This is a genomic window from Larkinella ripae, assembly GCF_054780775.1.
On record NZ_BAAGVR010000030.1, the window covers coordinates 175,983 to 198,515 of the forward strand.

22 protein-coding genes are annotated in these 22,533 nt (G+C 55.1%); 14 read left to right on the forward strand and 8 right to left on the reverse strand.

Annotation, left to right across the window (positions count from 1 at the left end):
* Positions 1–8 precede the first annotated feature (8 nt).
* Complete coding sequence (locus tag ACYVHX_RS27180) at positions 9–929, reverse strand: aspartate carbamoyltransferase catalytic subunit (RefSeq protein WP_460675072.1); 921 nt, start codon at positions 927–929, stop codon at positions 9–11.
* Between the two features lie 226 nt (positions 930–1,155).
* On the opposite strand from ACYVHX_RS27180, the gene ACYVHX_RS27185 reads away from it, so the two are divergent.
* Positions 1,156–2,109 (forward strand): hypothetical protein, encoded by a 954-nt coding sequence (locus tag ACYVHX_RS27185; protein WP_460674860.1) that lies wholly within the window; start codon positions 1,156–1,158, stop codon positions 2,107–2,109.
* Between the two features lie 14 nt (positions 2,110–2,123).
* On the opposite strand, the gene ACYVHX_RS27190 is transcribed toward ACYVHX_RS27185, so the two are convergent.
* A complete protein-coding gene (locus ACYVHX_RS27190; protein ID WP_460674861.1) occupies positions 2,124–2,690 on the reverse strand; it encodes a hypothetical protein in 567 nt (188 codons plus the stop codon).
* 78 nt (positions 2,691–2,768) lie between these two features.
* Positions 2,769–4,328: an alpha-amylase family glycosyl hydrolase gene (locus ACYVHX_RS27195; protein WP_460674862.1), complete on the reverse strand. Its 1,560-nt coding sequence runs from the start codon at positions 4,326–4,328 to the stop codon at positions 2,769–2,771.
* A 240-nt stretch (positions 4,329–4,568) separates the two neighbouring features.
* On the opposite strand from ACYVHX_RS27195, the gene ACYVHX_RS27200 reads away from it, so the two are divergent.
* From ACYVHX_RS27200 to ACYVHX_RS27250, 11 genes are all read left to right on the forward strand, one after another.
* Positions 4,569–5,423, forward strand: a complete 855-nt coding sequence (locus tag ACYVHX_RS27200; protein WP_460674863.1) for a pirin family protein — start codon at positions 4,569–4,571, stop codon at positions 5,421–5,423.
* A gap of 117 nt (positions 5,424–5,540) precedes the next feature.
* On the forward strand, positions 5,541–6,737 hold the full coding sequence (locus ACYVHX_RS27205; protein WP_460674864.1) for a molybdopterin molybdotransferase MoeA: 1,197 nt from the start codon (positions 5,541–5,543) through the stop codon (positions 6,735–6,737).
* Between the two features lie 96 nt (positions 6,738–6,833).
* Positions 6,834–7,937 (forward strand): DUF922 domain-containing protein, encoded by a 1,104-nt coding sequence (locus ACYVHX_RS27210; RefSeq protein ID WP_460674865.1) that lies wholly within the window; start codon positions 6,834–6,836, stop codon positions 7,935–7,937.
* Between the two features lies 1 nt (position 7,938).
* Positions 7,939–8,103 carry a hypothetical protein gene (locus ACYVHX_RS27215; protein ID WP_460674866.1) on the forward strand — a complete coding sequence of 55 codons (165 nt, stop codon included), beginning with the start codon at positions 7,939–7,941 and terminating at the stop codon, positions 8,101–8,103.
* A gap of 15 nt (positions 8,104–8,118) precedes the next feature.
* Positions 8,119–9,156 (forward strand): dipeptide epimerase, encoded by a 1,038-nt coding sequence (locus ACYVHX_RS27220; protein WP_460674867.1) that lies wholly within the window; start codon positions 8,119–8,121, stop codon positions 9,154–9,156.
* A gap of 94 nt (positions 9,157–9,250) precedes the next feature.
* Positions 9,251–10,306 (forward strand): aminotransferase class I/II-fold pyridoxal phosphate-dependent enzyme, encoded by a 1,056-nt coding sequence (locus ACYVHX_RS27225; protein ID WP_460674868.1) that lies wholly within the window; start codon positions 9,251–9,253, stop codon positions 10,304–10,306.
* Positions 10,290–11,594 (forward strand): serine hydrolase, encoded by a 1,305-nt coding sequence (locus tag ACYVHX_RS27230; RefSeq protein ID WP_460674869.1) that lies wholly within the window; start codon positions 10,290–10,292, stop codon positions 11,592–11,594. The genes ACYVHX_RS27225 and ACYVHX_RS27230 overlap by 17 nt, the downstream gene beginning before the upstream one ends.
* A gap of 115 nt (positions 11,595–11,709) precedes the next feature.
* Entirely contained in the window at positions 11,710–12,171 is a 462-nt protein-coding gene (locus tag ACYVHX_RS27235) for a hypothetical protein (RefSeq protein WP_460674870.1), read from the forward strand.
* A gap of 97 nt (positions 12,172–12,268) precedes the next feature.
* A complete protein-coding gene (locus tag ACYVHX_RS27240; RefSeq protein ID WP_460674871.1) occupies positions 12,269–13,399 on the forward strand; it encodes a C40 family peptidase in 1,131 nt (376 codons plus the stop codon).
* Positions 13,400–13,451: 52 nt separating this feature from the next.
* Positions 13,452–14,315, forward strand: coding sequence for a helix-turn-helix domain-containing protein (locus ACYVHX_RS27245; RefSeq protein WP_460674872.1), 864 nt, complete (start codon positions 13,452–13,454; stop codon positions 14,313–14,315).
* Positions 14,316–14,429: 114 nt separating this feature from the next.
* On the forward strand, positions 14,430–14,834 hold the full coding sequence (locus tag ACYVHX_RS27250) for a DUF983 domain-containing protein (RefSeq protein WP_460674873.1): 405 nt from the start codon (positions 14,430–14,432) through the stop codon (positions 14,832–14,834).
* A gap of 43 nt (positions 14,835–14,877) precedes the next feature.
* Here ACYVHX_RS27250 and ACYVHX_RS27255 read toward each other — a convergent pair whose 3' ends face one another.
* The 5 genes from ACYVHX_RS27255 to ACYVHX_RS27275 form a co-directional block, all read right to left on the reverse strand.
* Complete coding sequence (locus ACYVHX_RS27255) at positions 14,878–15,714, reverse strand: sugar phosphate isomerase/epimerase family protein (protein WP_460674874.1); 837 nt, start codon at positions 15,712–15,714, stop codon at positions 14,878–14,880.
* Positions 15,715–15,812: 98 nt separating this feature from the next.
* Positions 15,813–16,220, reverse strand: a complete 408-nt coding sequence (locus ACYVHX_RS27260; protein ID WP_460674875.1) for a c-type cytochrome — start codon at positions 16,218–16,220, stop codon at positions 15,813–15,815.
* A 131-nt stretch (positions 16,221–16,351) separates the two neighbouring features.
* The gene (locus ACYVHX_RS27265; RefSeq protein ID WP_460674876.1) at positions 16,352–18,022 is read right to left on the reverse strand and encodes a hypothetical protein; all 1,671 of its coding nucleotides are present in this window, start codon (positions 18,020–18,022) and stop codon (positions 16,352–16,354) included.
* 89 nt (positions 18,023–18,111) lie between these two features.
* The gene (locus ACYVHX_RS27270) at positions 18,112–19,329 is read right to left on the reverse strand and encodes a hypothetical protein (protein ID WP_460674877.1); all 1,218 of its coding nucleotides are present in this window, start codon (positions 19,327–19,329) and stop codon (positions 18,112–18,114) included.
* 133 nt (positions 19,330–19,462) lie between these two features.
* Complete coding sequence (locus ACYVHX_RS27275) at positions 19,463–19,711, reverse strand: DUF6582 domain-containing protein (protein WP_460674878.1); 249 nt, start codon at positions 19,709–19,711, stop codon at positions 19,463–19,465.
* A 144-nt stretch (positions 19,712–19,855) separates the two neighbouring features.
* Here ACYVHX_RS27275 and ACYVHX_RS27280 point away from each other — a divergent pair, with 144 nt between their 5' ends.
* Positions 19,856–21,637, forward strand: a complete 1,782-nt coding sequence (locus tag ACYVHX_RS27280; RefSeq protein WP_460674879.1) for a DUF885 domain-containing protein — start codon at positions 19,856–19,858, stop codon at positions 21,635–21,637.
* 25 nt (positions 21,638–21,662) lie between these two features.
* A complete protein-coding gene (locus ACYVHX_RS27285; protein ID WP_460674880.1) occupies positions 21,663–22,493 on the forward strand; it encodes a CvfB family protein in 831 nt (276 codons plus the stop codon).
* Positions 22,494–22,533: the final 40 nt, after the last annotated feature.

Genomic DNA, 22,533 nt, shown 5'->3' on the forward strand with positions numbered 1-22,533 from the left:
GCAGCTTGTTACATCTGCGCCAGCAAATACAAAACCGCCATCCGCACGGCCACGCCGTTTTCGACCTGATCCAGAATGATCGAGTGGTGGGAATCGGCGGCATCGGAGGTCAGTTCGACCCCCCGGTTGATGGGGCCGGGGTGCATCAGCACAATGGGCCGGTCCAGCTCATCGAGCATCTTTTTGGTGATGCCGTAATAAAGCGAATATTCCCGCAGCGACGGAAAATACTTGATCTGCTGCCGCTCCAGTTGAATCCGGAGTACGTTGGCGACATCGCACCAGTTGAGGGCTTCGCGCACGTCGTGGCCAACCTTCACGCCCAGTTGGCCGATGTATTTGGGAATCAGCGTCGTGGGGCCGCAAACCATGACTTCCGCCCCCTGCTTTTGCAGGCAGAAAATGTTCGACAGCGCTACCCGCGAGTGCAGTATGTCGCCGATGATGGCCACCCGCTTGCCCGCTACCTCGCCCAGTTTGTCCTGAATCGAAAACGAGTCCAGCAGAGCCTGCGTGGGGTGTTCGTGGGTGCCGTCGCCCGCGTTGACCACATTGGCCTGAATCCGGTCCGACAGGTAATGCGGAGCGCCGGGACTGCTGTGCCGCATCACGATCATGTCGACTTTCATCGCCAGAATGTTGTTGACCGTATCCAGCAGCGTTTCGCCTTTCTTGACCGAACTGCCCGAGGCCGAAAAATTGACTACATCCGCCGACAAGCGCTTTTCGGCCAGCTCAAAGGACAGGCGGGTGCGTGTTGAATTTTCAAAAAAAACGTTGGCAATCGTGATGTCGCGCAACGACGGCACTTTCTTGATGGGTCGGTTAATGACGTCTTTGAACTCGCGAGCCGTTCCTAAAATGAGTTGAATGTCGTTCTCGGTCAGGTTCTTAATGCCCAGCAGGTGTCGGACGCTGAGTTGTTGCATGGCGCGAATCAGGAGGAAAAGTTTGGCAAAGATAGGTTTCGTTGCGCCGGTTTTCAAATCCGGAACCATTCTGTTTCGGATTTGAGCGCTGAAAGGCGAAAGAACGCAGCCGGTGGATTTTGGTAACCGTTTACACAGAAGTCAGGCGCAAATTGCCAAAATCGGCTGAGTTTCCTGATAACTTCCTTATTTTTAAGCAGCTACTTCATGCCTGCTATCAGCCCATATGCTCCGAGAGATCTTTGTTTTTCTGGGGAAATTATACCGGTTTTTTATTTCTCTTCTGTTGATTGCGCTGTTGGGGATTGCAGCCTGGGCGATGTGGCAATTTTTTGTTGACGAACGCCGGCAAAACGAGTTTCTGAAGGAAGGAAAGGAGGTTGAAGTCCAGGTCGCCGACATTGACCTCTCGCATCATTCCTGGCGGGATGTTTTTGGAAATGCGGTTTACATTACGTTTCCCTACCACCAGAAAAACTACACGATTCGGGTGGTGCGCGACACGTCCTGGGTGGGTTCGGGCGACCGGGTCCGGTTGCTGTATCATCCGCAACGGGACCAATTTCGGCAGCCGTCCTACGAACGAAAACCGGGTCGAATCGTTTCCCGGTTTATTCACTGGAGCTCGGTTGCCGGATTCAGCAAAGAAAACAAATTACTGGTCGGTTTTCTGGCCGTGACGACGGGCCTGCTCTTTTTCGCCGGCAGTTTTCTGTTTTCCATTACCGGCTGGACTTTCCTGCAAATCATCGCCCGGTTCATGCTGGTGAGTGTACTGGGAATAGCCGCGTTGTTTTTTACCTACGACACTTGGGTGTATTACGAATACTACCGGCACGTCAAAAAAACCGGTCAGCTGATGGAGGTGACGGTTCAGGATACCGACCGGCACCGTGTGGGGCGCAGTACGCGCCATACCGGTTTTAACCTCTACGTTTACGATGCGACTTTTAACTACCGGACCGGTCAGCGGGTGGTTCCGATCACGAAGGCTGAGTATGAAACCCTGAAGCCGAAGGCCACCCTGCGGGTTCTGTACGACGCTGAACGGGATGATTTCATGTCGGCCACTTATTCGGGCGATTATTCGCAGGCCATTCCACCGGTTTTTTTATGGATTTTATTTCTGGTGATTTTCTGGAATACGGTTTTCAAACCGCAGCCGAAAACCCGATTGTAAAACCGGTACGGTTATTAGTTATCGAAAATGATAGGGCTGGATTTTTGCTTTTTAGAGCCTTTTATAAAATCCCGCACCAACGAAAACGTAATGGTCGAATAGCCCATTAGTAATACGGGAATCAGATAAAAAGCGTAGTACTTCAGAGAATAAGTACCCATCAGGTAAGTCTCGGTGTAAACGGAAAAATCATACGCCGGGAATTCCACCAATAAATACCGGATGGTTTGGGTAACGGGACTAAAAAAGAAAAAAGCGATCAGCATCACGGGCAGACACAGCAGCTCATAGCGCAGAATCCCCGACCACGATGCGTCCACCACTTTGATTCTGAGCACTTCATGGTAAATATTCAGCAGGGCAATCAGGATGGTTAGCGTGGCCAGTTCAGGCATAATGCCACCCCGGAACAGAATATAAGCGTACCCCAAAATGCCGCCATATTCCCTAACTTTAAGGATCGTTTTCTCGAACGAAAATGACCAGTTGATTCCTTCAAAAATAAAAACCGTAAGCAGCAGCGTTAAACCGGCGTAAACCGGATTTTTAAAATATTTTCTCGAAAGCTGAATCTGTTCCATGAATGCCTACGGATTGCGAGTCCTAACAAGATAGGCATTAAATTTTAAACGTGTCTAGTTATTTGCGTCCAATCCGGTTTACTCCAGCACCACACACCCATACCCCGGCACCCGCACCTTGTCGCCCTTGATGAGTTTGGCTCCACCCACTGTGTCCAGCACAATTTCCTTGCCCTCGGCGGTTTCGGACGGATAAATGACCACCTCCAGAGCGCGTTTGGTCAGATTATGGATCACCAGAACCGAACGGTCGCCGGACCGGCGGGTGAACGCAATCACGTTTTTGTGCTGAATACCGCTCGCTTCCAGTTTGCTTTGATTGTCGTTCAAAACCGGGTGGCCGTTGCGGAAATGAATGAGTCGTTTGTAATGCGAATACAGCGAATCCGGGTCGGCCTGCTGCTGGGCCAGGGGCGTCACCGTGGCATCGGTCGATTGCGTGGCCCGGCGCCAGCGGCTGCGGTTTTTGTCCTTCCGCTTGGCATCCCACAAAAACGGCTCCCGAATATTTTCGTCGGGTTTGGCACCCAGCATCCCGATTTCTTCCCCGTAATAGATGTACGGATTACCGGGCAGCGTCAGCAGCAGGTTGGCGGCCACTTTCAGGTGATTCCGGTTGCCGTTCAGGAAGCTGCCAATCCGGGTCTGGTCGTGGTTGGACAGCATGATGGCGTCGATGAAATTTGGATTGACCTGCCCAAAAACCGTATGGTTGTGCAGCAACATCGAAACGATTCCGGCCGTGTCGCGCTCCATGAACGGAATTTCCTGCAACGCCAGACTCAGGTCAAAATTAAAATTGGCTTTCAGGCCCCGAAAATATGGTGCAATCCGCTCGGCCCGCGTCCAGACTTCGCCAACGGTGTAGACATCCGGTTTCACCGACGCCATTTCCCGGCCAAATTCCTCCCAGAACTGGTGATTTTTGGGTTCTTCCCAATCCGGGTAAATGTGCCGGGCCGCATCGAGCCGAAAACCGTCGACGCCCACATCGGCCAGCCAGAATTTTCCGGCTTTGTAGATCTCGGCCCGCACCGCCGGGTTGTCGTAGTTCAGGTCGGGCATTCCGCTCCAGAACAGCGCGTAGTATTTCTCGGAAAACGGGGCACCCGGCACGCGGTGCCACGGATTTTTCTCCTGCGAGTCGGCGGTGATTTCGCGGGAGGCAATGTTCAGCGCGTTAATCTCCTGCTGACTCATCCAGACGTACCAGTCGTGGTACGGATTATCCTTGCCCCTGCAGGCTTCCACAAACCACGGATGCCGCCGGCTGGTGTGGTTAATCACAAAATCCAGAATAACCTTGATGCCCCGCTGGTGCGCTTCCCTAATCAGCCGCCGAAAATCCTCCATCGTGCCGTATTCGGGCGCAATGCCGTAATAATCCGTCACATCGTACATGTGATAGCTCGGCGACGGATTGATGGGCATGAGCCAGATGGCCGAAACGCCCAGGTCCTGGAGGTAATCCAGCTTCGACGTCACGCCGTTCAGGTCGCCGATGCCGTCGCCGTTGGAGTCGCAGAAGGCGCGGACGAAAATTTCGTAGTGGACACCGGTTTGGCCGGTAGCGGTTTTTGCAAAGCGGGCAGGGGTTGGGGTGGATGAAGTCGTTGGAGCGGATGCGTCAGCAATCATCGTACAGAGCGTGTGTTTCTTAGTAAACCGCCGAAAAGAGGTAGCGGTTTGTAAGGACGGTTTTTTCCCTAAATTCGACAAGAAAATCTGGAAATCGGGCCAAATTCAAACTGGCAGACACCCGCAACTCCGCCAGGAATTTCGTTCCGGGGTCATTCTGGAGAAAAATAAAGTTGGTGAACTTCTTTTTAAATTTAAATGTATATACATTAAATGTTATTACTTGTAAATTTCTAAGCCATGAAAAAAGAACGCACGATCCAGCAATTGATACCGGCTCCGCTGATGAGCATGGGCGAACTTCGGGTTCGGCAACCGTTGCCTTCTTCGCAGCTGCCTTACCACGATCCATTTGTGCTGCTGCACCACGGCCATAGTTTTCTGAAAGAACACGAAAATCCCAACCACGCGGGTGTCGGGCCGCACCCGCACCGGGGGTTTTCGCCGGTCACGTTTGTGTTCAAGGGTGGGATTCGGCACCGCGACAGCCGGGGCAACGACAGCAGCGTCTACGAAGGCGGAACGCAGTGGATGAACGCCGGTCTGGGCATCATGCACAGTGAGCGGCCCCTTTCCGACGAACTCGAAATCATTCAGATGTGGGTCAATACGCCGATGGCGCACAAAAAGGACCAGCCGTCGTATTATTCGTTACTGAAAGAAGAAACGCCCTCGGTGGTGAGCGAAGACGGGCTGGTGACGGTCAACGTCGTTTCGGGCGCGTTGCTGGGCGTTAAAGGACCGATTCCGACGTTCACGCCCCTTGTATCGGCGACCTTGCAGCTGAAAACCGGTGGCAAAATATACCTGCCGTTGCCCGCCAGCCATAACGCCTTTCTGTATTTGCTGGATGGCAAGCTGCGCATCGGTGAGCAAACCGAAGTGAAGCCCCGGTACCTGGTGGTGCCCCAAAACGACGGCGAAGGCATCACCCTCGAAGCACTCGAAGATACGCGGGTGCTGCTGATGACGGGCGAGCCGATTGGTGAGAAAATCCTGGCGCAGGGGCCGTTTGTGATGAACAGCGAAATCGAAGTGATGGAAGCCTACCGCGATTTCCGGATCGGTAAAATGGGCATCCTGATCGAAGACTAAAAACCGCTCAGGCTTTCGACGCGGGTTGCGGAGTTTTTACAGCTATTCTGGTAAATTCTCCGCAACCCGCGTTTTTTGCGTAACGGTCTTTTCTTTCTTTGCATAAAAAACGCGCCGATGATCTCCGTTGCCGAAGCCTACTCGATTGTTTTGAACCACTCGCTGGCGATGCCGGCGGAAACCGTGCCCTTAGCCCGGGCCGCCGGCCGGGTGTTGCGGGAGCCGCTCGTGGCCGACCGCGATCTGCCGCCTTTCGACCGGGTTTCGATGGACGGGATTGCGATTCAATACCCGGTTTTTGCCAGCGGACAACGACAGTTTCGGGTGGCAGGCGCGCAGTTTGCCGGCCAGCCCGCGCAAACCCTGACCGACCAAACCGCCTGTCTGGAAGTTATGACGGGCGCCCTCTTACCCACCGGAGCCGACACTGTCATTCGCTACGAAGACGTTCGCATCACCGACGGCATCGCCGAAATTACAATCGATGGGGTGCAGGCCGGGCAGAATGTCCACCACCGGGCGACCGATCGAAAGCAGAACGAGGAACTGGTCAAAACCGGGACGCGCCTGGGGCCGCCGGAAATGGCCGTTGCCGCATCAGTCGGAAAAGCCGCGGTTTTGGTGAGTAAAGTACCACGTATTGCCCTGATCTCCACGGGCGACGAACTGGTGGACGTGGCGGAAACCCCGAAACCGTATCAGATTCGACGCTCTAATACCTACCTGTTGCAAACGGTTTTGCAAAGCGCCGGGGCCGAAACCGTTCTGCTGCACCTGCCCGACGATGCCCAAACGATGGAAACCGACCTGAAAACCACGCTGGCCGACTTCGATGCGCTGGTGTTGAGCGGGGGCGTTTCGGCCGGAAAAGCCGACTTTGTGCCCGCCGTGATGGAGCGGCTGGGCGTCCGGCAGCAATTCCATCAGGTGGCGCAGCGACCCGGGAAACCGTTGTGGTTTGGCGCGTCCGAAACCGGGAAAATCGTTTTTGGACTGCCCGGCAACCCGGTTTCCACGTTTTTGTGCGCCTATCGGTATTTACTGCCGTGGCTGAACGCATCGCTGGGCCTGGCGGTTCGGCAGCCGGCGGTGGCCCGTCTGGCGCGACCCATTTCTTTTGCGCCCAAACTAACTTATTTTCTGCCGGTGAGTTTATCCGTAACAACGGAGGGAAGCTGGCGGGCCGAACCGTTGCCGGGAAGCGGTTCGGCGGATTACGCCAACCTGCTCCGCTGCGACGGTTTTCTGGAACTGCCGCCGGATCGGGCAGAATTTGGCGAAGGAGAAGCGTTTCCGGTTTTTACGTTCCGGTAATGTATTGAAATACCAAGCCCATTTCGTTTGGATAAGAGTAAGAAACGAAAAAAAACGCATCTTTCAGGCAACGGCTTTCGTCCGTGAATACCGATTGTGAAACTGATCCGATTCATCCTGTTTTTGGCGGTACCGCACCTGGCACTGGCGTGGCAGGACCCGGTATGGATTGCGTTCAGGAAAGAGCCGGTTTCGGTAAAAGCAACCACCTTTTCGCTTCTTCGGATTCAGGATCAGCGCTCGCTTCGATCCCAGCTCGGAACCATTTTGTCCGGCCCGAAAAACAGCCAGCCCGTTCGGAGTAACGAAGCCATCGCGGAGATTTTTACCGATCTGCTGCGACCCGGTTTTGGGCCCGATTCCATGCGCGTGCCGGTCATCATCCGGGTTCAGGAGTTTGTTTTCTCCGAAAAAATAAAGGGCGAATCGCAGGCCGACGGCGTCTGTCGCCTGGAGCTGGCCTTCGACGTGCTGCGCGACGGAAAACCGGTTCAGTTAACGACTTACACGGCCCGGACCATTTATACCCGCTCGTTTGGCCAAACCGACCGGCTGGAGCTGGTGGGCCGCAAAGCCCTCGAAAGTGCGGTGCAGTATCTGTCGAACTGGATCCGGATCAACCGCGACAAAAGTCCGGCGCTGGTGAAGGGCCTCAAATTTGTTTACATCGATCACACGGTTCAGCAGGCGTCGGGCGATACGGTTTTTTACAGCCAGCTCCGCCCGTTGAACTGGGACGATTTTCAGGCCGAACCCCGGGGGGGCAGCCGCAATGCTGCCATGATATTCCCGACCTTTTCCTACGAAGGCCACAGCCGCTGGGTCAACGGCTACATTCAGATGGAGCTGACCTTCAAGACGTTCATGGTGAAAAGCCTGTCGTGGGTGCGGCCCGTGAGCAAAGAGCCGTACGCGCTTTTGCACGAGCAGAAACATTTCGATATTGTCAAGCTGATTGTCGAGCGGTTCAAACAGCGAATCATTGCCGATCAGGAAATGGACCTCGATGATTACAACAGCCGCATTCAGTTTCTGTACCTGGAGGCCTACCGCGACATGAACCGCTGGCAGCAGCAGTATGATTCGGAAACGCAGCACGGCATCAATCACGCCGAACAGGAACGCTGGAACCGGAAGATTGCCCAGGATCTGAAAAATGCCGAGGATCTGACAGCCATTATGCTGTCGAACCGGCAGTGAGTTGATTGCGGTATACGGTTTTCAGGATACGGTTTACGGTTTTCGGTATACGGTTTTCGCCGGGCCGGCGGTTTGGTTGTGGTCTAAACTGGAATCCATCAAAACCCATTCCTGTAAACCGTACACCGAAAACCGTATCCTGAAAACCGTATACCGAAAACCGTAAATCGTTCACCGAAAAATGACACTCCGTTTCCACCGGTTCGACCTTCAACTGAAACATACCTTTACCATCGCCCACGACTCCCGCGATGTGCAGCCGACGCTCATCGTGGAGTTGCAGGAGGGTTTGCAGAGCGGTTTTGGCGAAGCCACGTCCAACAAATACTACGGCATCACCATCGACCGGATGATTGACGCGCTCGAAACAATCCGCCCGTTGATTGAATCCGATGCCTGGAAAACCGCCGAAGAACTTTGGCAACTGGCTCACCCGCACCTGATCGATAACCCGTTTGCGCAGTGTGCGCTGGACGAAGCCGCGCACGATCTGGTGGCCAAACGGGCCGGAAAACCGCTGTACCAGCACTGGAACCTCGATCCGATCCGCAACCCCATCACGGATTACACGATCGGCATCGACACGGTGGAAACGATGGTCCGGAAGATGCAGGCGTTTCCGTGGCCGCTTTATAAAATAAAACTCGGTACGCCCGACGACCTGACGATTGTTCGGGAACTGCGCCAGCACACCGATGCGGTTTTTCGGGTGGATGCCAACTGCGCCTGGACCGCCGACACCACCCTTGCGAACGCGCCCGTGCTGAAAGAACTGGGTGTCGAATTCATCGAACAACCGCTCAAAGCCGACGACTGGACGGGCATGAAACGGGTAATGGAGCAGAGTGTCCTGCCGGTGATTGCCGACGAAAGTTGCATTGTTGAAGGCGATGTGGCGCGTTGTGCCGGTTATTTTCACGGCGTGAACATCAAACTGACCAAGTGCGCGGGGCTGACGCCCGCCCGGCGGATGATCGACGCGGCCCGGCAGGCGGGTTTGCAGGTGATGGTGGGCTGCATGAACGAAACCAGCGTGGGCATTTCGGCCATCGCCCAGTTGCTGCCCCTGCTCGATTACGTGGACATGGACGGCACACTGCTCATCACCAACGACCCGGCCACGGGCGTTACCTTCGATTTTGGCCGGGTTCTTTACGCCAACGAAAACGGAACGGGAGCGGGATTAAAAGAGAGAAAAGGCGGAAAGGAGGAGGGATGAAAGGAAGAGGGGAGTGGCAAAACCGGTCGCCCTTCCTCCATGCATCCTGCCCCTTTTCTCCTTTAATCCCCTTCCTCCTTTCCTCCTTCTTCTTATGCTTTCCATTGATCACCTGCCGGGCCGGACCATTCAATTCGAAGGGCAGGACTATTTGTTTTTTAGCGGAACGTCGTACCTCGGCATGGCGCAAAACCCGGTTTTTCGGGAGCGGTTGACGGCGGAAATGGCGCGCTACGGGACGGTTTTCGGGTCGTCGCGCAACGGCAATCTGCAACTCCGCATTTACGAAGAAGCGGAAGTCCAGCTGGCCGCGTTTGCCCGGGCCGAAGCGGCTCTGACGGTTTCGTCGGGAATGCTGGCGGGGCAGGCTGTCGTCAATTGGCTGAAAGCGCAGGAATTTAGCTTCATCTACGGCCCCAACGCCCACCCGGCCATCTGGCAGGAACCCAACCTCCGGCTGCCAACGCTTTCGTTCGACGCGTGGACGAAGCAGGTACCCGATCTGGTGGCGGCTGCGGTGACGCCAAAGGTCGTCATTGCGCTCAATTCGCTGGATGCCCTCGGCTCGTCGGCGTATTCGTTTGAGTGGGTCAGTCAATTGCCCGCCGATCAGGAAATTACGTTGCTGGTGGACGACTCCCACGGTTTGGGCGTCGTGGGGCCGGACGGTAGCGGGATTGGGCCGCAGATTCCGCAACGGGCCAACGTCCGGCTGATTGTGACGGCTTCGCTGGCGAAGGCCATGGGCTTGCCCGGTGGCGCCATTTTTGCCGACCCGCCTACGCTGGAGTCCATTCGCCGAACGGCTTTTTTCGGCGCGTGTTCGCCCATGCCCCCGGCCTACCTCTCCGCGTTCGGCCAGACGCAGGATTTGTACAAAACTGCCTTTTTGCGTTTGCTTGAAAACATCCGCCGGTTCGAAAACCGGGTCGATCATTTGGGGCTGTTTCAACACATTCCCGCGTATCCGGTCTTTTATACTGAGCAGGATCGCTTATATTCGTATCTGTTAACGAAGCGGATTCTGATCTATTCGTTTGCCTATCCGACTCCCACCGATCCACCCAACACACGCATCGTACTCAGCGCCCTGCACCAGCCGGAAGATATCGAACTATTAGGCGATTACTTACATGAAAGAACGTGGTGAATGCAACAAGAATCGGTCTTTAACGCCCCGACGCCACATCCGGCCCGTGCTGCTGGCGGTTCTGGGGCTGTGGTTCGGGAGTCAGCCGACGCAGGCCCAGCAAACCGATAAGTTTCTGGAAGAACTGCTGAAAAAGAACCCGGAGCTGTTTGGCAAAGTCCTGGAAAATCCGGCGAAATACGACGTGCAGATTCTGTACACGCAGATCAACCGCGACGAGAAAAACCGCCCGCTGTTCAAAACCTACCGCTACCGGCTCGACAAGGACCGGTATTTTTATCCGGCCAGCACCGTTAAACTGCCGACGGTTTTGCTGGCCCTGGAAAAAATCAATCAACTGCGGAAAAAGCAGGCCGGTTTGTCGATTGACACGCCCATGCTGACCGACTCGACTTCTTTTCAAACCGCCGTTCGCAGCGATTCGACCGCCGAAAACGGCCTGCCGTCGGTGGCGCAGTATGCCCGGAAAATCCTGCTGGTCAGCGATAACGATGCGTTCAACCGGCTCTATGAATGGGTGGGTCCGTGCGAACTCAACGGACGGCTGCGCGAAAAAGGCTACAAGGACGTGCGGATTGTGCACCGATTGTCCATCCCTTTGACGCCGGAACAAAACCGCCGGACAAACGCCATTCGGTTTGAAAAAGGCGATACGGTTTTGTATCAGCAACCGGCCCAGGTGTGTGATCAAACCTTCCGGCCCGACAAGCCGATTTTTCGGGGCACCGGCTACCGCAACGGGGAGACGCTGGTGAACGAACCGTTTGATTTTACCGGAAAAAACTTCTTCTCGCTTGAAAACCAGCAGGATATGCTGCGGGCGGTTTTGTTTCCCGACGACGTGCCGGCCCGCCAGAAATTTGATCTGACCTCCGACGACTACCGGTTTTTGTACCGCTACCTGTCGCAGCTGCCACGCGAGACCAGCTACCCGAAGTACGATTCCACTTACTACGACAGCTACGGCAAGTTTCTGGTTTTCGGCGACGCCAAGAGTAAACTGCCGCCCTCGGTCCGGATTTTTAACAAAGTCGGGGATGCCTACGGGTACATGATCGACAACGCCTACATCGTGGATTTTGAAAAAAACATCGAGTTCCTGCTATCGGCGGTGATTTTGTGCAACGAGGACGGCGTTTTCAACGACAATAAATACGACTACCAGACGGTCGGTTATCCGTTCATGGCGAACCTGGGGCGGGTAATTTTTGATTATGAAGTAAAGCGGAAACGGGTCAATCCGCCGGATCTGAGCCGGTTTCGGGTGCGCTACGACCAACCCGATTGAATGTTCAACGGGTTTTGCCTACAGTTCAGGTACGCAAAATGACGATTCAGGTAACCATCAATTGAGATTGGGTGCGTTCAAGGCTACGTTTGCAGCGAACAAAACAACTCTACTGATGAAAAAAGTCCTCTTATTCCTGTTTGTCTTCGCTGCTTTTGTCGCCTGCAAGAAAGACGGGAACGATCCGCAACCCGCCCCGCCCATCGAACCGGCGGCAAAAGTGGCCGGAACCTATAAACTGAGCTCGTTCCACTTTGTCGACGGTGCCAACGAAGTCGAACTGGAAAAACTGCCGCTGGTGGAAAGCGGAAAAACCGTTGCTTCCGGAACCGTCAAAATCACGACTAAGTCGGACAAGAAAGTTACTATGGACCTGAGCCTCTTTATCGAAGGCGAAGGCAATCTGGCGGTGGTGGAAGGCCTGGAAGTTGAAGTGCGCGAATCCGGCAAAAATTTTGGCCTTTACGTAGAGGGGGAGCGCATCGGCGATGCCGACGGCGGGTTCATCATCTTTAATGTGTCCGGAACTTCGGAAACCGGGGACGAACTGTTACTTTCTTTCAATGCCAGTAAATAATTGTTGATTCATCCACCACACCATTTCCAGAAAGCCGGGGACGCATTCGTCGCTGGCTTTTTGTATTTTTGTTTTGATTGTTCCATTCATTGCCTCCATGAGACTTTTTTTTGCCGGTTTTCTACTGCTTTCGCTGCTGGCTGCCGACGGGTTTGCGCAATCGCTCCGTCAGGTGGTTGACTCGGTTCGGCGGCAGTATGCGCCCGATAAACGGGTGGCTATTTTCAACGTAGAAGCCGATTCGGCGGGTAACCTGACCGGTTTTACGAACCTGCCCGAAGCCAAGCAGGCCCTGCTGGCGAAGGTGAAAGAACTGGATCGGCCCGTCGTTGACCAGGTTCAGTTGCTGCCCGCCCCGGTTTTGGGCGAAAAATCCTACGCCATTGTCAACGTGTCGGTGGCGAATTTGCGCGCCAACGCCCGCAATGCCGCCGAACTGTCCACCCAGGCGCTGCTGGGTATGCCGCTGAACGTGTGGGACAAAGACCGGAGCTGGTATCAGGTGCAAACGCCCGATCAGTACATCGCCTGGACGGATGCGGGGGCTCTGCAACTCATGACCAAAACCGATTTTGACCAGTGGCAGTCGGCCGAAAAAATCATATATACCCGCCCCTTTGGGTTTGTTTACAGCGAAGTCAGCCGGAAGTCGCAAACCGTATCCGACATTGTGGCAGGGAATCAACTCGTCCTTGTGAGCGAAAACCGGCAGTATTTTCAGGTGCGGTATCCCGACGGCAGAACCGGTTTTGTGTCCAAACGGGAAGCGCAGCGGCTGGAACGCTGGCTGGCGACGGCCCGGCCCACCGCCGAGGCCCTGGTGAGCACGGCGAAGAGGTTGGTGGGAATTCCGTATCTGTGGGGCGGCACGTCGGTGAAAGGCATGGATTGCAGCGGTTTTACTAAAACCGTCTATATGCTGAACGGCCAGCAACTTTCGCGCGATGCGTCGCAGCAGGTAAACGAAGGCGAGCCGGTCGAGACACCCGGCAGGAATTTTAGTCAGCTCAAACCCGGGGATCTGCTGTTTTTTGGCGTTCCGGCCACCGCCGACCAGGCCGAGCGCGTCGTACACGTTGGCATGTGGATTGGCAACAACGAGTTTATTCACGCATCGGGCCAGATCCGGATCACCAGCGTCGATCCGGCGGCCCCCAATTTCGATGCCTTTGAATTAAACCGCTTCCTGCGCGTCAAACGAGTTGCGAAAAAGAATGATGAGTTATGAAGTCAAGACTACCATTTCCATTCATCATTCATAACTCATCATTCAAACTCCCATGTCTTCGCCCGTTCCGGTTTATAAACTTCAGGCGTTTCCGCGGCACGAGCCGGATGCCCTCTTTTACATGACCCGGCTGGAGAAACTGGTGCAGGAATTCAAGGGCATCGACAAACCGCATTCGCACACGTTTTACCTGGTCATGTGGATTGTGAACGGCAGCGGCACGCACACCATCGACTTCAAAACGCATTCGATTGCGGCCCATCAACTTTATTTTCTGACGCCGGGGCAGGTGCATAGCTGGCAGTTGTCCGACGACATCGAAGGATTCAACCTGTTTTTTGAAGCGAACTTTTTCCGGAGCCGGTTTGGCAACCGGCTGTTTCAGTATCCGTTTTATCACTCGCACCAGCACCAGCCTTTGCTCGAAGCAACGGGCTCGCCCGCCCTGTTTCGGGACTTGTTTCGGTATGCCTGGCAGGAGTACGAAACGCGCCAGCCCAACCGTTCGGAGGTTTTTCTGTCGTATGTGCACCTGCTGCTCGAAACCGCCAACCGGCTGTATACCGAACAGCGAAACACGACCGATGCCAACCTGTTCGACCGGGTGCGGCAGTACGAAGAGTTGCTGGAGCAGCAGTTCCTGACGGTGCGCGAAGTGAGTTCCTACGCCGATCAGATGCACCTGACGCCCAACTACCTCAACCACATCTGCAAAAAGGTGCTGGGCAAAACCGCCAGCCAATTGCTGCACGAACGGCTGGTCATCGAAGCGCAGCGCCTGCTGACCCACACGGCCCAGTCGGTGAAAGAAATCGGGTTTCAGCTGGGGTTCGAAGATCCTTCGTATTTCGTCCGGTTTTTCAAAAAACACACCCGGCAAACCCCCGCCGAGTTTCGGTTGGCTCTGACCCATTGATCGTTGATTTGTACCATAGCGCTCCGGTTTTGTCTTTCCGCACTCCGGTTTCCGGCCGTACCTTTGCCTTGTCCTTACGGATGCAAATTGGTAGGTACGTAAACGCCCAAAGCCATGAAAGAGAATCGCTTATACAGTATCGTCTTCAATAAATGTCCCCGTTGCCACCAGGGGGATTTTTTCGTAACGAAAAGTGCTTATAGCCGCCGGTTTGATGAAATGCACGAAAAGTGCCCGCACTGCGAAGAAGTGCTGATTCCGGAACCCGGTTTTTATTGGGGATCCATGTTCGTGAGTTATGCGTTTTATACGCTGTACACCCTGGCCACTTTCTTTGTGTTCGTCACCGGGCTGGAGGTCGATCTGGATTATTATTTGATTGGGCTGGTGCCGACGCTGGTGTTGCTGACGCCGTATTTTTTCCGGCTGGCGCGCCGGACGTGGCTCACGTTTTTCATTGCCTACGATCCCGCAAAGAAACAGCAGATCGGCAAAAACCGGCTGAACGTTCCGGTTTGACGCAGAACGTTACGCCCAGCCAGTACCCGGCTGGGCGTCATTTTTACATTGCTTCCCGCAGAAAAGCCACGCTTTCGGGCATCTGCTCCACCGAGCGCGAGGATTCGTCTTCGATAAAAAAGTGCTTGACGCCCGATTTGCGGGCCTGCTTCATGATCTCGGCAATGCCCAGATCGCCTTTGCCAATTGCAACGTTCGATTCCACATCGACATGGCCGGTATTGTTGCCGGGCGTTCCCGGTTTGCGGTCTTTCAGATGCATCAACGGAAAGCGGCCGGGGTATTTCTTGAGCAGCGCAATGGGGTCCTGACCGGGGTGTTTCACCCAGAATACGTCCATTTCAAAGTTTGCGTACCGGGGTTCCAGATTTTCTACCAGGTAATCGAAAAAGGTACCGTTCTGGTAAGGCTGAAACTCGTAGCCGTGGATGTGGTAGCAAAACGAAATGCCATTGTCGCGCAGCAGCTTACCGGCGGTATTGAACACATCGGCCGCTTTTTTGGCATCTTCGATGGTAAACTTGTCGCCGTTATGCGGAATCCAGGCGCACATCACGTATTTCACGCCGAACGCTTTGGCTTCCTCGATTACCTTCGGAACGTTCGTCGACAGATCTTCGTACGACGCCCCGGTGCTGATTGCTTTCAGGCCGTTTTTGTCGAGCAGCTTCCGAAAATCGGCCGCAGACAGGCCGTAGGTGCCCGCCAGCTCGACCTCCCGAAAGCCCATCTCCCGGACTTTGGCCATCGTTCCGGCGACATCCTTCGGAAATTGCGCCCGAAAACTATACAACTGGAGACCAACCGGCGATTTGGGCTGGGCAAAACCGGAAAGGGTCAGACCAAAAGCGAGAAAGAAGAAATAAAGCAGCTTTTTCATAGGGTTGGGAGGGCTCAGAAGCGTAGCGGAATTGGCAATACTCCGGCCTAATTAGTCATTTAATTTACAGAATCCAACGGGAGGCCCCGCCAGGTTGATTATTTCCCCGTTCTAACTTTCCGAACTTCCTCCGTCGAAATGGCCTCCGCTTTGTTGCCAAAACTACTGCGGATAAAGGTCAGGACGTCCGAAATTTCCTTGTCGGACAGAAAGTCGTGGGCGGGCATGACGTTGTCAAATGTTTCGCCGTTAATCTCGATCGGTTCCTGCAAACCCTTCAAAATCACGTTGATCAGCCGTGTTTTGTCGCCCTGTACCCAGTCGGTTTGTTTCAGCGGTGGGTTCAGGTTCGGAACGCCCGAGCCGTCGGCCTGGTGGCAGGTCAGGCAGTATTGTTCATAGATTTGCTGCCCCGGACCGGGCGTGGCTTTGGCGGCTGGTTTTTTGGTTTGTGCATTACTGGTGAAAGTCAGAAAACAAAAGCCCAAGGCAAACACAATTCTCATAACACGAAATTGACTTTTTGTAAAGATAAGCAAAAGAAGGCGGAAAGGAGGGAAAAGGAAGAGAGGAGGAAAGGAAATTGAGGAGCATACTCCCCTTCTTTTCTCCCTCCTCCATTTTTTCTTCTTTCCGCCTATAAAATTCCCTCTTTCACCTGCGTATCGAAAACGCCGGTCAGCACGGTGCCCTGGCGTTTGACCTGCACCCAGATGCGGTAATGCCCGGCGCGCGGAAAGGCATACGGGAATTCCACCATGTTATTGACGTTCATCGAGTGCGACATGGCGGGCATTGCGGCCATCAAAAGGCGGTTTTTGTCGGCTTCGGGCAGCTTTTTCAACTGCGCCACGTACCGGTCGATGCTGTCGCGGAACATCGTCGGATCGGGGAACTGAAACCGGCGCGTCGTGTCGGCAATGCGATCAATCAGAAACGTTTCGGCCGCCATGGAGTAGGTGCCGACCGGATGCAGGTGAATGTAAACCGTGCCATCGGAACGGACAATGGCTGCGTGTCCGCCCATGCCCAGGTACGGTTCGAGCGGAGCCGGTTTTCCCTGAACGTCGGCAACGGCAAATTTCAGCAGATACGGTTTTCCGGCTTCCAGAACCGGCGCGGGTTTGTCGGTCCAGAGCATGGTCGAACCGTCGCTCAGTTTCGAACTGGCGCCCGGAATACCGCACAGCACCATCTCATCGTCCAGGTGCGGAATACCAACGGCATTGGCTTTAACGCCCATGGGCTCGGCCACCAGCCAGCTGTCATCCGGGTCGGCTGGTGCGGCAGAAAGGCGGTTTTTGGACCGCTGAGCGGGAATGGCGATGGTATCGGTTAAGGTTTCGGTAAAACCGTTCCGGTATACAATATCGGCGTAGAGCAGGTATTGACCCGCCGGCAGATCCGGCAAATCCGACTGGAACTCGGTGGTCGCCCGGCGGTCGGGGTGAAGATGCGCAAAGGCGTCGAGGCCGGGGGTGCGGGCCAGAAAAACGTGCATCAATTTGCCGTGATCCGGCACCAGAAAATCGATCCGACGGCGTTTGCTGCGGCTTTCCGCAAAGTGTGACGTATCGATCCGGATGGTCAAAACCGCCGGACCATCGGTTTTTTCAACCACCTTAGCGGTGATGGGCAGGGGCGCATACAGCTCTTCCGCGCGATAGTCATCCGCCCAGCTGGTCCACCACGTCCGCCAGCCCGTCAGGCCGACGCCCAGCAGAACGGCCGCAATGCTCATCCCGACGAGCCGCTTCCGGCGGTAGGAGCGGGGGGCGGCCTGACCCGGTTTCAGCGTTCCGTCAGCCAGGCTGGCACCGACGGTGGTGATCAGCAGAATGACGAGCAAAACGCCCAGAGCCGCCAGACCCAGGCCCGTTCCGGTGGGCATGGGTTCCATTTTGGTCGGGACCGAAACGACCGGAGCCACCAGGGTGGCTTTGCCGTCGGGACCGTCGAGCACCAGTTCGATGCTGGACGAACCGGAATCCATCATCCAGACCACGCCTTCGAAGCGGTTGTCGCCCAGCGGTTTCAACGCGTCGTGGACCGGAGCGCCCTCGTCGCCGGAAAAGAAATAAATCGGCCGGGCCTGTAGGGTCGTCGGGCGGCCCCTTTCCACAAAAACCGTCACCAGCGCCGTTCCGGGCACCACCTCCGGCGGCACCACGCTGATCAGAAGCTGGTATTTTCCGACCTGTTTCTGCACCATCACCCCCGGACTGCCGACGTGACCGAAGGCCGTGAGCGAATGCGTGAAGGAGAGAAAGAGTGAATAAAAGAGAACCCGCAACAAGAATGGCTTCATGTGAAATTTTACAGTGGCAACCCGCCCTGGTGGCTGATTCCCTTTGACTTATACTGGTTAATTTTTCTCCCGCACGGACAATTCCGTCTTTATCGCTGAACCCGTTTCATCCAGTTGCCCCACCACAATCCGACGCGGGCCGAGAGGATGGCGCAGCCGATGGCAATGGCAATGCCTTTAAAAAACTGCGGCATCGTTTCGAGCCAGTAGGGGTGAAATTTATGGTGATACGCCCAGGACGGATCATCGCTGTACGACATGGAATCACTCAGAAAAAACCAGTTCTGGGCGGAGGACGACGTGTGCAGAAATTCGCCGAAAAACCACTGAACCCCGGTGACCACCAGGATAAAAACCGTGCCGGTGAGGGCCGCCAGCAGCCAGTCGTTGAGCCGGCCCCTGCCGAACCGGTGCAGCAGTTTGTCGAGCACAAAACCGGGCACCACCAGCAGGAGCGGAAACACAAACGCCTGGTAGTGCGTAATCGGGTTCAAAACCGGCCCCAGCCGGGGAGTGGCCGGGAAGAGGGGCAGAACCCAGCTCGGAATCAGCATCGTCAGCATGTAGGCAGCCGCCGTGATGGTGATCGGATACCGCAGGGACGATGCGCGGCCCACCGCCAGCAGGTAAAACGGAAAGGCAATACCCATCGTGATGTAGGCCGACGAATGATGCGACGCCCAGGGTCCCATTTTTTCGGCCAGCATCGTATACAGAATGCTCAGCAGCAAACCGGCGGCCACGGTAAACATCACTTTCAGCTGCCGGAGCTGACCTTCTTCGGGCCGACTTTCAACGGCGTAACTTCCGCTGGCCAGCGCGCTGGAAAACCGGTTTTGCACGGCCAGCACGCCAATCATGGCGCCGAACTGCACCGTCATCATACCGATGAGTAAAACCGTGTGCGGAGGGGTCAGAATCTGAACGTCCAGGCCGTAGGTGTTGTGCCACCAGTCGTCGAAAGGGGCGGAGGTCAGCATCGTTAACGCGCCCCAGACGCAGTACATGGCGCCTAAGGAGCCGTAGAAAACGCCCCAAAACCGCACCGACGCATTCCGTTCGGGGTTTGCTTTGGCGAAAGTGAGTTGCAGGATTTTGATCCCGGAAAACAAACCGGCCACCACCGCCCCGACGTACATCAGCAAATGCGGGGGCGCAAACAGCCCGTCGCGGCCGATGCTCATGTGCCACATGATGTCCCAGAGCAAGCCCCACACAATGCAGAGCGACGAGAACACCACGGCGTAAATGTAAACCGGAATCGCGGTGCGGTTTTGGGTCAGAGCGGGGGAGAAGGCGGCTTGCATGAACTATGGATCAAGTATGGGATAAATATATGAAAAAAGACCCGCTTATCAGACTTTCCCCCTACGGCTGTTTCCATAAACCGGAAAGGACCCGAATTGGGTCCTTTCCGGTCAAACGGTTTCGTCGAAACCGCTACTCGTCCTTGATGGCGATGTCGTGTTTTTTGGCCGCCCGCCGAATGCGTTCTTTGATGGTTTCCACCTCATCCGGGTCGTACTTGGCCGCGTTGTCTTTGTGGTGAATATACGACCAGGCCGCCCGAATGTGTTCCGGCGTGTCGATCGGGTATTTTTTGTTGGTCGGGTCGGCAAACGTGACATCGCCGTGTTGGTGCAGCCCTTCTTTCGGACTCACATCCTCCCGTCGCTCAATCTTGTCCATAACGATGCGTAGTTGATTTCAACCAATAACCAATTTAACCGACAAAAGTTAGGGCTTGAACGTTCCGGTTTTTTACGCTTTGCAGGATTCTCTGCGGTTTCTTTCTAACTTTCCGGCCCGAACCTTTCCCGATCCAGAGAATGTATGAAAACTATCCTTGTATCCGCTTTGCTTATGGCGTCGATGATCGCGTGTAATTCCGGCAACGAACAGCAGACCACGTCTTCCAACGACGATTTTGCGAAAATTCTGGATGCCTATTACGAAGAACGGCTGACGCTTTTTCCGCTGGAAGCGACCTTTCAGGGCGACAACCGGTTTAACGACCGGCTGCCCAACAGCAATTCACCGGAATTTCTGGCCCAGACCCGGGCATTTTATACCGCCAACCTCGAAAAACTAACGGCGTTCGACCGCGAAAAATTGTCGGATCAGGACCGGATTTCTTACGATATTCTGAAACGTGAACTGGAAATGCAGCTCGAACAATTCCAGTTTCACCTCGAATACGTGCCATTTTCGCAGTTCGACGGCCTGACCTTGACGTTCGGGCAGTTGGGAAGCGGAGCCGGCGCCCAACCGTTCAAAACCGTCAAGGATTACGACGACTGGCTGAAACGGGTGTCGGCGTTTCGGGTGTGGAGCGATTCGGCGATTGTCAATTTCCGCAAGGGCATGGCCGCCGGAATCATCTGGCCGAAAAGCCTGGTGGTGAAGATGATTCCGCAAATGACCGATCTGGTGGTGGCCGATCCGACGAAAAGCCTTTTTTACGGCCCGATCAGCAAACTGCCGAAGGATTTCAGCGATGCGGACAAAAACCGGCTGACGGCGGCTTACCAGAAAGCCATTCGGGACGAAATCGTGCCCACCTACAAAAAACTGGGCGATTTTCTGAAAAACGAATACCTGCCCGAAGCCCGCACGACCTCGGGCGTCGACGCGGTGCCGAAAGGGGCTGAGGTGTATCGTTACCTGGTCAGAACCTGGACCACGACCGACAAAACCCCGGAAGAAATTTACCAGACCGGGTTAAAGGAAGTGGCCCGGATTCGGGGTGAGATGGAAAAGGTGAAGGCACAGGTCGGTTTTTCGGGGACGCTGGATCAGTTTTTTACGCACCTCAAAACCGATCCGAAGCTGTATCCTTACAAAGAGCCCAAGGATGTGCTGGCGGCTTTTAACGCCATTCTGACCAAAATCGAGCCGAATCTGTCGAAGATGTTCACCAAAACGCCGAAGTCGAAGTTTGAAATCCGGCAGACCGAAAAATTCCGGGAAGCCTCGGCCAGCGCGGAATACAACCCGGCAGCGGCCGATGGCAGCCGACCCGGTATTTTTTACGTGCCGATTCCGGACGCGACCAAGTTTAACGTGACCTCGGGCATGGAATCGCTGTTTCTGCACGAAGCCATTCCGGGCCATCACTACCAGGTTTCGTTGCAGCAGGAAGAAACCGCACTGCCGAAGTTCCGGCGGTTTGCCTGGTACGGTGCCTACGGCGAAGGCTGGGCGCTGTATTGCGAATCGCTGGGGAAAGAACTGGGCCTGTACACCGACCCGTACCAGTACATGGGCGCGTTGAGCGACGAAATTCACCGGGCAATCCGGCTGGTGGTCGACGTAGCCATTCACACCAAGCACATGACCCGTGAAGAAGCCATCCGGTATATGATGGCGAACGAGCCGATTGCCGAAGAGGGCGCGGTGGCCGAAATTGAGCGGTACATGGCCATTCCGGGGCAGGCATTGTCGTACAAAATCGGGGCGCTGAAAATCCGGGAGTTGCGGGCCAAATACGAGCAGCAACTGGGCGACAAATTCAGTTTGGCGGCTTTCCACGACGAATTTCTGAAAGACGGCTGCATGCCGCTCGATGTGCTGGAACGCAAAATGGATGCTTGGGCCGCCCGGGCGGGAAACTAGGCAGGGAGTTGAAAAACCGTTACGAATGATACAAATTGGAAAAATAAATACCCTCGAAGCCCTCCGCGAAACCAGCGTCGGTTTTTTTCTGGGCGATGAGGAAGGCAACGACCTGCTGCTACCGAATAAATACGTGCCCCGGGAGCTGCAGATCGGCGACCGGATCGACGTGTTTGTCTACACCGATTCGGAAGACCGCCCGATTGCTACCACGCTGACGCCCAAGATCAAACGCAACGAATTTGCCCGTTTGCAGGTGGTGTCGGTGACCGGGGTAGGCGCTTTTCTGGACTGGGGGCTCGAAAAAGATCTGCTGGTGCCCTACCGCGAACAAAGCCGGCCGATGGAAGTGGGTCGCTGGTACGTCGTTCACCTGTACCTCGATCACGAAACCGACCGGCTGGTGGCTTCCAGCCGGCTCAACCGGTTTCTGGATTCGGGCGCGCCCAACCTCGACGAAGGGCAGGAGGTGGATTTGCTGGTGTACGAAGCGACCGACCTCGGCGTGAACGTCATCATCAACAACCGCTACCGGGGGCTGGTCTATGCCAACGAGATTTTTCAGCCCGTGTACCCCGGCGACCGGCTGACGGGGTACATCAAACTGGTTCGCGACGACAACCGGGTGGATGTGAGCCTGCAAAAACCGGGGTACGAAAACGTTGAACCCAGTGCCCGGCGTATTCTGGCGGTGCTGGAAAAACAACGCGGTTTTTTGCCGCTGCACGACAAGAGCGATCCGGACGAAATTTACAGATTGCTGGAAATGAGCAAAAAAACGTTTAAGAAAGCCATTGGCGCTTTGTTTCGGGAGCGCCAGATTGTGATCAAAGAAGACGGCATTTATCGGGCGTGATTTTTGTCGATGCGTCTCAAACCGGTTTTCGCCATTCCTG